This is a genomic window from Streptomyces sp. NPDC101234 (genome assembly GCF_044767525.1).
Lineage (GTDB): Bacteria > Actinomycetota > Actinomycetes > Streptomycetales > Streptomycetaceae > Streptomyces > Streptomyces sasae.
This window is the reverse complement of record NZ_JBIWOA010000001.1, coordinates 44,453-56,204: the sequence shown is the minus strand read 5'-3', so window position 1 is coordinate 56,204 and position 11,752 is coordinate 44,453. Positions and strand designations below refer to the sequence as shown.

Here is an 11,752-nt window from a genome sequence, read left to right as displayed (position 1 = left end):
ATGCAACACCCACCGTCGGACCTGCGCCAGGAAGGTCAGCCCTCGGCGATCTCCCGCACCTCGCAGGTGACCGTCCAGAACTCCTCGTGCACCTTCAGGAACCGCTTGGTCCACTCCAGGGCCTCGGCCTTGTCCTTGCACTGCATGATCGCGTAACCGCCGACGACCTCCTTGGACTCGGTGAACGGGCCGTCGGTGACGGAGATCTTCCCGCCCTCCCAGTGCACCCGGGTGCCGTCGGCGGTGGGCGTCAGCCCGGCGGTGTCGAGCATCACGCCGGCCTTGGTGATCTCCTCGATCAGCTCCCCCATCCGCTGCATCAGCGCCTCGCTGGGGCCCTCGGCGGGGACGGAGCTCTCGTCGATACGCACGAGCGACAGGTAACGGGGCATGGTGACTCCTCGGGTTCCGCTGCTGCGGGGGCTCTCCCCGCATCTCACCCTTGCGTCGAACGGCCCCTCGCCGGATCGACACGCCCGCCGGAATTCCCCGAAGTTTTTTTCCGCCCCGCCTACGGCAACGAGTTTTCCGCCCCCCTACTGCAACGACTTCCACAACTCGCTCGCCGCCGGCTCCTTCGCGATCACCCGGTTGGGGTCGGAGGGGGCGGTCACCACGGGCATCATCACCGTCTTGACGTTGTGCGAGGTCAGACCCTTCAGGCTCTGGCCGAGGCGCATCAGTTCGCTGAGGGAGTCCAGGCCGGTGTCGGTGGTGAGGCTGGCGGTGACCGCGTCGGCGACCTCGTACAGCTTGGCCGGGTTGGTGAGCAGGCTGATGGAGGCCATCTGGTCGAGGAGGGCCTTCACCAGTTTCTGCTGGAGGCCTATCCGGCCGAGGTCGCTGCCGTCGCCGATGCCGTGCCGGGTACGGGCCAGAGCCAGGGCCGTGGTGCCGTCGAGGTGGTGGGTGCCCTTCTTCAGGTGCAGGTGGCTGTCGTCGTCGCTGATGTCCTGGTCGGTCGTCACGGTCACCCCGCCGAGCGCGTCGACCAGCTTGGCGAAGCCCGAGAAGTCGATCTCGAGGTAGTGGTCCATACGGACACCGGTGATCGACTCGACCGTCTTCACCGCGCACACCGCCCCGCCCACCGAATAGGCGCTGTTGAACATCGAGTTGTAGGCGACGGCCGTCGAACCGCCGGAGGACAGCGGGCAGGAGGGCCGGGTGACCAGGGTGTCCCGCGGGATGCTGACGACGGTGGCCGATGTCCGGCCCGCGTCGATGTGCACCACCATCGCGGTGTCGGAGCGGGCGCCCGAGCTGTTGCCGCCGCCGAGTTTCTTGTTCTCCTTGCCGCTGCGCGAGTCCGAGCCCAGCACCAGGATGTTCACGGAACCCGTGGGCAGCGGGGACGCGGAGGCGGACGCGGACGCCGTCGGTGTCGTCACCGCCTTCGCCGGACGGTCGTCCCCGAGCGCGCCGTTGATGTCGACGCTCTTGATGTTGTCGTTGAGGTGCACATAGGCCCACCCCGCGGCCGCGATGGAGAGCGTCATGACCCCCGCCAGGGTGAGGCCGACGATCTTCAGCGCTCTCGACCGCCGGCCCACCTGTCTGCCCGCTTCGCGTTGCTCCTCGAGTCCCGTCACGGGCAGGAACGTAAGTCCGAATTATTAGGGGAGTGTTAGTGGAAGCGCGGTGAAGAGGTTTTCTTCGGAAAATCTCACGCTTCTCAGTCCCAGCTCACCCAAGGGTCACACTGGGCACGGGATTGCTCCCGCTCCAGGACGCGTTGAACCCGAAGGTCACCGAACTCCCGTCCGCGACCGTCCCGTTGTAGGAGGCGTTCGCACAGGACACATCCGCGCCCGACTGGGTGCAGGTGGCGTTCCAGGCCTGGGTGATCTGCTGTCCGGCGCCGTACGCCCAACTCACCTTCCAGGACGAGAGGGCGGCACCCGAGCAGGAGATCGTCACCTGGCCCGTGAAGCCGGTGTTCCACTGGTTCGACACGCTGTAGGCGGCGGTGCAGGCACCGGTCGGCGGTGTGGTGGTCGTCCCGCCGAGTGCTTCCGAGATGCCGTAGTACGCCGGTTTCGGCGCGTAGTTCGCGTCATACGGTGTCGCCGCCCCGTACCCCGGGAAGGTGCTGTCCACCCAGGAGTCGGAGTCGGTGAAGCCCCACACGGTGACGTTGACGCAGCGGGTCACGGCGACGCACGCGGCCACCACCGACTTGAAGTCGGCTTTCTGCTGGGCGAGTTTCGTGCTGTCGGCGGGCAGCGCCATCCGTACGTCCAGCTCGGTGATCGCCACGTCGACGCCGAGGTCGGCGAAGCGCTGGATGTTCTGCTGGAGCGTGGACGGGACCTGGCCGAGGATGAGGTGGGCCTGCAGACCGACCCCGTCGATCGGGACGCCCGCCGTCTTCAGGGACTTGACCAGGTTGTACAGGGCGTCGGACTTCGCGTTCACGCCCTCCACGTTGTAGTCGTTGATGTACAGCTTGGCGGCCGGGTCGGCCGCGTGCGCCCAGGTCAGGGCGTTGGCGATGTAGCCGGAACCGAGGCCGTTGTACCAGAGGGTGGACCGGTAGGTGCCGTCCTCGTTGAAGGGCTCGTTGACCACGTCCCAGGCGGCGATCTCGCCCTTGTAGCGGCCGACCTCGGTACTGATGTGGTTCTGCAGCAGACTGCTGAGCTGGGCGGACGTCCAGGTGCCGTTCGTCAGCCAGCTGGGGTTCTGGCTGTGCCAGACCAGGGTGTGGCCGCGCACCTGCTGGTTGTGGGCCTGGGCGAAGGCGACGATCTGGTCGGCCTCGGTCCAGTTGAAGGTGCCCTGGGTGGGCTCGACGGTCCCCCACTTCATGGCGTTGCCCGGGGTCAGCGAGCTGAACTGGCTGCCGGCGAGGTCACCGTACGTCCCGGTGAGCTTGGAGCCGGTGACCGCGGTGCCGATGACCTTGCCCTGCGCCGCGGCGAGGTCGCGCAGCGGGGTGTCGGCGGCGTGCGCGGGGAAGGTGCCGACGGTGAACAGGCCCGCGACGGCGACCAGGCCGGCCAGCCCGGCCCGTAACAGACCGCTGAAGGTTCTGGAGGTTCTCATGCGGGTAGCCTCCGAAAGTTTCGGTCGTGCAACCGATTGACTTCGGAGGAGTGTGGGGGCGGTCGCACCACCCGTCAATACGTCAACTTTTGGCCAAGCCCGCCTCACCCGGTCGCGGGCGCCGCCGTACTCGACCGCACCACCAGACTCGTCGCCAGCTCCACCCGGGTAGCCGTCGTGGCCTCCTCCGCCCGCCCCATCTCGAGGACCAGCCGCGCCGCCGCCTCGGCCATCTCGGTCAGCGGCTGCCTTACGGTCGTCAGCGGCGGCCCCACCCAGCGGGCCACCGGCAGATCGTCGAACCCGACGACGCTCACGTCCTCCGGGATCCGCAGCCCCAGCTCGCGCGCGGCCTCGTACAGCCCGAGGGCCTGGAGGTCGTTGCCGGTGAAGATCGCGGTGGGCCGGTCGGGCATCCGCAGCAGCTCCAGGCCGAGCCGGTGGCCGGCGTCGTGGTGGAAGTCGCCGGCCTTGATCAGCTCCTGGTCGACGGGCAGTCCGGCGGTCTCCAGCGCGGCCCGGTACCCGTCCACCCGGGCCCGGCTGCACATCATCCGGGACGGCCCGCTGATCGCCCCGATGCGCCGGTGCCCCAGCTCGACCAGGTGCCGGGTGGCGGCGAGCCCGCCCTGCCAGTTGGTCGCCCCGATCGACGGCACGTCCGGCCCCGGATCCCCCGCCGGGTCCATCACCACGAACGGGATCGACCGGCTCTGCAGCAGCGCCCGCTGCGACTCGTCGAGCCCCGACAGCACCAGCACCACTCCGTGCGGCCGCCGGGCCGCGACCTGGTCCGCCCAGGTCCGCCCGGGAGTCAGCCGCCCTGCGGACTCGCTGAGCACCACGCTCAGGCCGGCGTCCCGGGCCACGTTCTCCACCCCCCGGATGACCTCCATCGCCCAGGCGCTCTCCAGCTCGTGGAAGACCAGGTCGATCAACGGCGAACGGGAGGCCTCGGCGCGGCGGCGCCGGTAGCCGTAGGCGCGCAGCAGCTCCTCGACACGGGTGCGGGTCGCCGGGGCGACGTCGGCCCGGCCGTTGAGGACCTTCGAAACAGTCGGAGCGGACACGCCGGCCTCACGGGCGATTTCGGCGAGCGTCGCCGTCTGCGTTTCTGTGGGCTTGGGAGGCGTCATGCCCGCGATCGTATCCCTGCGCTCCCCCTTGACGAAGACCTTCGTGCGCCATAGGTTCCCGGAACATTCGGTGTGTGGTACGAAACATTCGTAGCAGCGTTCGTAGCAGAGAACCCCGCAGTGAGCACGCAGTGAGCACGCAGTGAGCATGCAGAGAGCAGAGACGGGAGTTTCATGACCACCGCTCCTTGGCGCGACCCCGCACTGCCCGCCACCACCCGAGTCGACGACCTGCTCTCCCGGATGACCCTGGAGGAGAAGACCGCGCAGCTCTACGGCGTGTGGGTGGGCGCCGCGACGGACGGCGACGGAGTCGCACCGCTGCAGCGCGAGATGACCGCGGACTACGCATGGGACGAGCTGATCACGCTCGGCCTCGGCCAGCTGACCCGTTCCTTCGGCACCGCCCCGGTGGCCCCGGCGCTGGGCGCGCGAGCACTGGCCCGCGCCCAGCGCCGGATCACCGCGGCCGGCCGCTTCGGCATCCCGGCGATCGCCCACGAGGAGTGCCTGGCCGGTTTCACCGCCTGGCAGGCCACCGCCTACCCGGTCCCGCTCGCCTGGGGCGCGGCCTTCGACCCGCCACTGGTCGAGGAGCTGGGCCGGAGGATAGGCGAGGACCTGCGCTCGGTCGGCGTCCACCAGGGCCTGGCCCCCGTCCTGGACGTGGTCCGCGACCCGCGCTGGGGGCGGGTCGAGGAGACGATCGGCGAGGACCCGTACCTGGTGGGCACGGTCGGCACGGCCTACGTCCGGGGTCTGGAATCCGCCGGGATCATCGCCACGCTCAAGCACTTCGCGGGCTACGCCTCCTCCGTCGGAGCGCGCAACCTGGCCCCGGTCCGGGCGGGCGTCCGGGAGTTCGCGGACGTCACCCTCCCCCCGTTCGAGATGGCGCTCCGGGAGGGCGGGGCCCGCTCGGTGATGGCGGCGTACAACGAGACGGACGGCGTACCGGCATCGGCGGACCCGCAGCTGCTGACCGAACTCCTCCGGGACGAATGGGGCTTCGAGGGCACGGTGGTCGCCGACTACTTCGGCATCGGTTTCCTGCAGTCCCTCCACCGGGTGGCCGGTACGGAGGCCGAGGCGGCCCATCTCGCGCTGGCGGCGGGCATCGACGTCGAACTGCCGACGCTGAAGTGCTACGGCCGCCCACTCGTGGCGGCGGTCCGCGAGGGCACGGTCCCTGAGGCGCTGATCGACCGGGCGGCCCGCCGGGTCCTGCTCCAGAAGTGCGAGCTGGGCCTGCTGGACGAGGACTGGGAGCCCGCGCAGGAGGGCCCGGTCGATCTCGACTCGACGGCCAACCGCGCCCTGGCCCGCCGCCTCGCGGAGGAGTCGGTGGTCCTGCTGGACAACCCCGACGGCGTCCTCCCCCTCGCCCCCGACACCCGTATGGCGGTGGTGGGCCCCCGGGCCGCCGACGCGCTCGCCATGCTCGGCTGCTACTCCTTCCCGTCCCATGTCCTCACCCACCACCCCGCGGTGGACCTGGGCATCTCCATCCCCACGGTCCTGGACTCCCTCCGCACCGAACTCCCGGACGCGAAGGTGACGTTCGCCGAGGGCTGCGACGTCTCCGACCCCGACACGTCCGGCTTCGAGGAGGCGGTGGCCCGTGCCTCGGAGGCGGACGTGTGCGTGGCGGTGCTCGGCGACCGCGCGGGCCTGTTCGGGAGGGGCACGTCGGGCGAGGGCTGCGACGTGACGGACCTGGGGCTGCCGGGCGTCCAGGGCGACCTGCTGGACGCGTTGGTCTCGACGGGCGTCCCGGTGGTCCTGGTCCTCCTCACCGGGCGCCCGTACGCACTGGGTCGCTGGCACGGCCGGCTCGGCGCGGTGGTGCAGGCGTTCTTCCCCGGGGAGGAGGGCGGCCCGGCGGTGGCGGGAGTGCTGTCGGGCCGCGTCAACCCGTCGGGCCGCCTGCCGGTGAGCGTGCCGAGCCTGCCGGGGGGCCAGCCGTGGACCTACCTCCAGCCCCCACTGGGCCTCGCGGGCGAGGTCAGCAACCTGGACCCGACCCCGCTGTACCCCTTCGGGCACGGCCGCTCGTACACGACGTTCACGTGGGAGACGGTCTCCGGGAGTGCGGCCGCGATCGGCACGGACGGTTCGTACGACGTGACGGTGACGGTCCGCAACACGGGCGAGCGGGCTGGCGCGGAGGTCGTACAGCTGTACCTGCACGACCCGGTGGCGTCGGTGACCCGCCCGGACGTCCGGCTGATCGGCTACCAGCGCGTGGACCTGACCCCGGGCGAATCGAGAAGGGTGACCTTCCACTTCCACGCGGACCTGTCGGCGTTCACGGACCGGGAGGGGGCGCGGGTGGTCGAACCGGGCGCCCTGGAACTGCGGGTGGCGGCGTCGAGCGCGGACGTCCGGGACACGGTGGCGCTCCAACTGACGGGACCGGTACGACGGTTGGGGCCGGACCGGGTACTGCGCTGCGAGACGGAGGTGGACTGACCGTCAGAACGCGGCGGAGTACGCTCCGCTGTCTACGGCTTCCGGGAATGCGGCAGCGGCAGCGGGAACAGCCTCCTCAGCCTGCGCAGCGCCTCCTCGTCACCGTCGGCCGACGCCTCGCCCGTCTCGATCGCCTCGGTGAACGTGAGGCCCTGGCCGGTCAGGCGGAGGAACGCCTCCTCACTGATCGTGACGGTCGCGTCGGGGTACTGGGCCGGACCGTGCACCGCCTCGACCGTCCCGTCGTCGATCCGGGCGTGGAACACCTCGTCGTCGACACGGAACTCGTACACCGCACGGAGCCCGGTCGCGGCCGCGGGGTCGAAGCAGGCGCGCAGGCCGAGCACGGCCCAGCCCGGATGGAACACCTCGGCGTCGCGACGCTCGCCCATCGCCCATTTGAGGCCCCAGCGGGCCAGCTCCAGGACGGCGGGACCGAGTTCTTCGCCGGCCGGAGTGAGGGCATAGGCGGGAGTCCGGGCCGGCGGCGGGAGTGTGATCTTGTGGGCGAGGCCCTCGCGCTCCAGGTGTTTCAGGCGGGCGGCCAGCAGTCCGGTGCCGAGACCGCGCAGGCTCGCCTGGAGATCGCCGTATCGCTTGGGCCCGGTCAGCAGTTCGCGGATCAGGAGCAGGGTCCAGCGTTCGCCGACGAGGTCGAGGGTGCGCGCGGTGGCGCAGTACTGGTTGTACGTTCGCTGTTCCACTTCGTCATTTTAGATCTCGTACTTCAATTTTCTGAAGCTGCGCCAGGACCCGGTCGTCGAACTCCTCCAGCCCCGGCAGCTCCGCCATGCGGCTGCCCTCCCGGCCGTCCTGCACTTCCGGATCATAATCCATTGACTTCTTGATTTTGAAGTGGGAGTTTCGAACTACGGTAACGACAAAGGGGGTTGGGATGAGCAACGCGCTGTACACGGCCCAGGCACATGTCACCGGAGGCCGGAACGGCCATGGGCGGACGGACGACGGGCGGCTGGACCTGGATCTGCGCCTGCCCAAGGAACTGGGCGGCGACGGCGAGGGCGTGAACCCCGAGCAGCTCTTCGCGATCGGTTACGCCGCCTGCTTCGGCACCACGCTCGCCCTCCTCGGGCAACGCGACGGGCTCCAGGCGGACGACGCGGAGATCGACGCGTCCGTCTCCCTGATCCCGGCCGGAGGCGGCCGCCTCCGGCTCGGCACCGAACTGCGGATCTCGCTGCCCTCACTCGCGGACGAACAGGCGACCGAACTGGCCAGGGCGGCCCACCAGGCCTGCCCGTACTCCAACGCCACTCGCGGCAACATCGATGTGGCCCTGACGGTCAACGGCACGCGGATCTGAGGACACCACCCGGGCCCCGGACCGGGCGTCGGACGTAGAACGCCCGGCGCCCGGTGCCGCTGCGCCGAGGCTGTCAGCCGTGGCCGTGCCGACTGCCGTGGGCGTGGCAGTCGGAGAGCCGGAAGGAAGCGAGCCTGGTGTTCCAGTTTCCGGTGCCGTCGGCCGGCTGGTACTGGTTGGTGTACCAGAACGTGCAGTCGTCCACCGGGTCGATCGCCATGGAGGTGTAGTCGCCCCAGCGGTTGCTCCCGGTCTGGGAGCCCGCGCCGGTCCACACGGTGGTTTCGCGGAACGTCATCCGGTTCGGCGGGTCGTTCGCCAGGCGTCCGGTGATACGGATCGAGGGACGGGTCCGGGAGGACGACTGCGAGTATCCGAGGGCGATGTCGCCGTTCCTGTTCATGGCCGCGGAGCCCATCCACCGGTAGGTGGAGTCCGGGGCATAGGTGTTCTGCTGACGGACGACCGGCCGGCCGTTGCGCAGCCCCAGTTCGTACCAGCGCACGCCGACAGCGCCGCGGGCGTCGACCGCGTGGTTGACGACCAGGGACTCGTGGTCGCCGAAGTTGCGGTAGGCGAACCGGTACATCGGGGAGTAGGAGAGCGAGTCCAGCTTCTGGGCGGTGCCGGCCTGGGGGACGCACTGGGTGGGATCGGTGCTCGCGCAGGCCGGGGTGTAGGGGGCCACCCGCAGCCGGAACGGTCCCGCGAGGGTGGTGCGGTCGTGGTTCTTCCAGTCCACGTGGAACTGCCAGTACTGCAGGCTGTCGTGGGTGGGGCCGAGGTTGATCAGCAGGTTGGGCTCGCCCCGCGGGGGCGGGGTCGTGCCGTCGAGGTCCGAGCCGATCGGGATGGTCGCCGCCGGGACGTTGAAGCACTGCTGGTCGGCGTCGGCTCCGCGCAACATCCTCTTCCGGTCCCAGGCGCACGACTCGAAGAGCGGACCGGCCGCGGTGGCGTTCATGTAGTAGGCGTCCGGCCACACCGCGAACTTCGGGTGGTCGGGGAGGTTCCGGTACCCGAAGGCGTAGCGGTAGTACTGGCCGGTGGCGTCCTCGGTGCGGGACACGGCCACGCACAGCCGGTTCGTGTTGGTCGCCACGTCGCTGGCGAACTGGTTGATGACCCAGCGGCGGGCCAGGGAGTCCCAGCGGACCTCGGGGTCCCCGAGAGCCTCGGTCGAGGCGTTCTCGCACGGTCCGCCGAACCCTTTGAACAGGGTCTGGGTCGTGAGCGGTCCCAGCTGCGTGGCACCGGACTTGGAGTACACCGCGAGTTCGAAGTTGGTGATCTCCACGACCTGGCGGGAGCCCACCGAGGCGTTGGGGTCGGGCGGGGTGCCGCCGCCTTCCCGGATGCCGTCGAAATTGACGCCCAGCCGGATCCGGTCCCGGCCGCCGGCCTTGGCGAGGGGCGGGTGCGACGCCTTTCCGCGGGGCACGGCCTGAGGGGTGGACCGAAACATCCTGGATCTCTTCCACAGCTCCCGCAGCGGTGGCGAGGTGTCATGGTGCACCGCGGGGCCGGAATCGGGGGACCGGGTGGCCCCCGTATGGACGGCCGGTTTGGGTACGGTGCCGGCGGCAGGCGTGGCGGACCACGCCGGGGAGGCCGTCAGGGCCGCTCCCACCGAGGCGACGGCGACGATCGAACGCAAGGCGCGGGGTACGTGCATCTACCCTCCGAACAGGTCGGTGAGCCGACCCGTTCGGCCAGGTAGCGAAGCCACACTGCGAGGGCGGGCGGCTCACTGCTGGTGTGGAAATCCAGTTATCCACCTCGCCCGTCCGGCGCTCGGCCGACCGACGTCGTGTCGGGTGCGGCTCAGCCTTTTGGCGCTGCCCGCGTGACGGCCGTCCGGGAACCGGGAACCCGCCGCCGCCCTCTGGCCGCCACCCTCTAGGGGGTGTCGCCCACCGACTCGAACCGCCAGCGGTGGACCGGCCGGGTGACCAAGTCGCCGGGCGGATCGGGGAGTTCGGGGATGCCCGGGTCGTCGTACGACGCCTCCCACCACGTGATGACCAGCACCCGGTCCTGCGGCGCCCGGAAGGTCTCCCGGCGCAGCGGCTCCACGGTGAGAGCCTGGCGCCGCGCCCAGGTCAGCAGCTCCTCGCCCCGGCCCTCCGTCGCCCGCGCCTCCCACATCGCCGCGACCGTCATGAGTAGAGGTTCTCCTTGCTGACCTCGTGCACGTGGTCGTGGTGGTGGCTGCCGGGGACGTGCGGGTCCGTCACCGGCAGGGAGCTGTCCGCCGAGAGGTCCCAGCCGGACGGGGTCCGGTTGCGCGCGACCATCTCCGCGCCGAGCGCGGCCACCATCGCGCCGTTGTCCGTGCACAACTTCATACGAGGCACCCGGAGCCGGATGCCGGCCGCCTCGCAACGCTCCTGGGCCAGCGCGCGCAACCGGGAGTTGGCGGCCACACCGCCGCCGATCATCAGGTGGTCGACGCCCTCGTCGCGGCAGGCGCGGACGGCCTTGCGGGTCAGGACGTCGACGACCGCTTCCTGGAAGGAGGCGGACACATCGCGGACCGGGACCTCCTCGCCCGCCGCCCGCTTGGCCTCGATCCAGCGGGCCACGGCGGTCTTCAGACCGGAGAAGGAGAAGTCGTACGCCGGGTCGCGGGGGCCCGTCAGACCGCGCGGGAAGGCGATCGCCCGCGGGTCGCCCTCCTTCGCGTAGCGGTCGATGACCGGGCCGCCGGGGAAGCCCAGGTTCAGCACGCGGGCGATCTTGTCGAAGGCCTCGCCGGCCGCGTCGTCGATGGTCGCGCCGAGCGGTCGTACGTCGGAGGTGATGTCCGAGGACAGCAGGAGAGAGGAGTGGCCGCCGGAGACGAGCAGCGCCATCGTCGGCTCGGGGAGCGGGCCGTGCTCCAGCTGGTCGACGCAGATGTGCGAGGCGAGGTGGTTCACGCCGTACAGGGGCTTGCCCAGCGCGTACGCGTACGCCTTCGCCGCCGTGACGCCGACCAGCAGCGCGCCGGCCAGGCCGGGGCCGGCCGTGACCGCGACGCCGTCCAGGTCCTTGGCGCTCACGCCCGCGTCCTTCAGCGCCCGCTCGATGGTCGGGACCATCGCTTCGAGGTGGGCACGGGAGGCGACCTCGGGGACGACGCCGCCGAAGCGGGCGTGCTCGTCGACGGACGAGGCGACGGCGTCGGCCAGCAGGGTGGTGCCCCGGACGATGCCTACGCCGGTCTCGTCGCAGGAGGTCTCGATCCCCAGAACCAGGGGTTCGTCAGCCATTGATCTCGGTTCCTTGTTCGGAGGTGGATCCGCCGGCGGAGCCACTGTCGGGTTTCGTGGTCAGGCGCATCACCAGGGCGTCCACGTTCCCCGGCTGGTAGTAGCCGCGTCTGAACCCGATGGGCTCGAAGCCGAACCGTTCGTAGAGCTTCTGGGCGCGGATGTTGTCGACCCGGCACTCGAGCATGACCTCGGCGCATTCGAAGGCGGTCGCGGCCCGCAGCAGTTCGGTGAGGAGCTCGCCGCCGAGCCCGGTGCCCCACTGGTCACGGCGTACGGCGATGGTCTGGATGTCGCCCACCGCGGCGGGGCCGCTGTCGGACGCGCCGCCCTGGGCGGCCAGCCCCGCGTACCCCACGACCTGGTCGCCTTCGAGGGCCACGACGTAGCGCCGGGTCGCCTCCGGTCCCCTCGCGTGCGCCAGCTCGGACCAGAACATGCCCCGCGACCAGGCGTCCTCGGGGAACAGGTCCTTCTCCAGCTCCAGGACCCGGTCGATGTCCCACCAGCGCATCTCG

12 protein-coding genes are annotated in these 11,752 nt (G+C 70.6%); 2 read left to right on the top strand and 10 right to left on the bottom strand.

All coding sequences use genetic code 11. The annotated features are described in order from the left end of the window. Positions 1 to 35: 35 nt before the first annotated feature. The 4 genes from ACIRR9_RS00320 to ACIRR9_RS00305 form a co-directional block, all read right to left on the bottom strand. A complete protein-coding gene (locus tag ACIRR9_RS00320) occupies positions 36 to 392 on the bottom strand; it encodes a YciI family protein (protein ID WP_123974762.1) in 357 nt (118 codons plus the stop codon). A 144-nt stretch (positions 393 to 536) separates the two neighbouring features. Beyond that, the gene (locus ACIRR9_RS00315; protein WP_403745966.1) at positions 537 to 1,592 is read right to left on the bottom strand and encodes an LCP family protein; all 1,056 of its coding nucleotides are present in this window, start codon (positions 1,590 to 1,592) and stop codon (positions 537 to 539) included. A gap of 94 nt (positions 1,593 to 1,686) precedes the next feature. Continuing rightward, a complete protein-coding gene (locus ACIRR9_RS00310; protein WP_403745964.1) occupies positions 1,687 to 3,048 on the bottom strand; it encodes an endo-1,4-beta-xylanase in 1,362 nt (453 codons plus the stop codon). Between the two features lie 104 nt (positions 3,049 to 3,152). Continuing rightward, positions 3,153 to 4,184, bottom strand: a complete 1,032-nt coding sequence (locus tag ACIRR9_RS00305) for a LacI family DNA-binding transcriptional regulator (RefSeq protein WP_403745961.1) — start codon at positions 4,182 to 4,184, stop codon at positions 3,153 to 3,155. 174 nt (positions 4,185 to 4,358) lie between these two features. Here ACIRR9_RS00305 and ACIRR9_RS00300 point away from each other — a divergent pair, with 174 nt between their 5' ends. Continuing rightward, positions 4,359 to 6,656 carry a glycoside hydrolase family 3 N-terminal domain-containing protein gene (locus tag ACIRR9_RS00300; RefSeq protein WP_403745958.1) on the top strand — a complete coding sequence of 766 codons (2,298 nt, stop codon included), beginning with the start codon at positions 4,359 to 4,361 and terminating at the stop codon, positions 6,654 to 6,656. Between the two features lie 32 nt (positions 6,657 to 6,688). On the opposite strand, the gene ACIRR9_RS00295 is transcribed toward ACIRR9_RS00300, so the two are convergent. Both ACIRR9_RS00295 and ACIRR9_RS00290 read right to left on the bottom strand, forming a co-directional pair. Beyond that, positions 6,689 to 7,360 carry a winged helix-turn-helix transcriptional regulator gene (locus tag ACIRR9_RS00295; protein ID WP_403745956.1) on the bottom strand — a complete coding sequence of 224 codons (672 nt, stop codon included), beginning with the start codon at positions 7,358 to 7,360 and terminating at the stop codon, positions 6,689 to 6,691. A gap of 4 nt (positions 7,361 to 7,364) precedes the next feature. Further along, a complete protein-coding gene (locus ACIRR9_RS00290; RefSeq protein ID WP_403745953.1) occupies positions 7,365 to 7,493 on the bottom strand; it encodes a hypothetical protein in 129 nt (42 codons plus the stop codon). 58 nt (positions 7,494 to 7,551) lie between these two features. Here ACIRR9_RS00290 and ACIRR9_RS00285 point away from each other — a divergent pair, with 58 nt between their 5' ends. After that, complete coding sequence (locus ACIRR9_RS00285; RefSeq protein WP_403250596.1) at positions 7,552 to 7,980, top strand: organic hydroperoxide resistance protein; 429 nt, start codon at positions 7,552 to 7,554, stop codon at positions 7,978 to 7,980. Between the two features lie 73 nt (positions 7,981 to 8,053). Here the strand turns inward: ACIRR9_RS00285 and ACIRR9_RS00280 are convergent, their stop codons facing one another. From ACIRR9_RS00280 to rimI, 4 genes are all read right to left on the bottom strand, one after another. Beyond that, entirely contained in the window at positions 8,054 to 9,655 is a 1,602-nt protein-coding gene (locus ACIRR9_RS00280) for a hypothetical protein (RefSeq protein ID WP_403745951.1), read from the bottom strand. A 224-nt stretch (positions 9,656 to 9,879) separates the two neighbouring features. Further along, positions 9,880 to 10,143, bottom strand: a complete 264-nt coding sequence (locus ACIRR9_RS00275) for a hypothetical protein (protein ID WP_403745948.1) — start codon at positions 10,141 to 10,143, stop codon at positions 9,880 to 9,882. Continuing rightward, the gene (tsaD, locus tag ACIRR9_RS00270; protein WP_365341458.1) at positions 10,140 to 11,234 is read right to left on the bottom strand and encodes a tRNA (adenosine(37)-N6)-threonylcarbamoyltransferase complex transferase subunit TsaD; all 1,095 of its coding nucleotides are present in this window, start codon (positions 11,232 to 11,234) and stop codon (positions 10,140 to 10,142) included. Before tsaD ends, ACIRR9_RS00275 begins: the two co-directional genes overlap by 4 nt. Beyond that, positions 11,227 to 11,748 carry a ribosomal protein S18-alanine N-acetyltransferase gene (rimI, locus tag ACIRR9_RS00265; protein WP_403746988.1) on the bottom strand — a complete coding sequence of 174 codons (522 nt, stop codon included), beginning with the start codon at positions 11,746 to 11,748 and terminating at the stop codon, positions 11,227 to 11,229. The genes tsaD and rimI overlap by 8 nt, the downstream gene beginning before the upstream one ends. Positions 11,749 to 11,752: the final 4 nt, after the last annotated feature.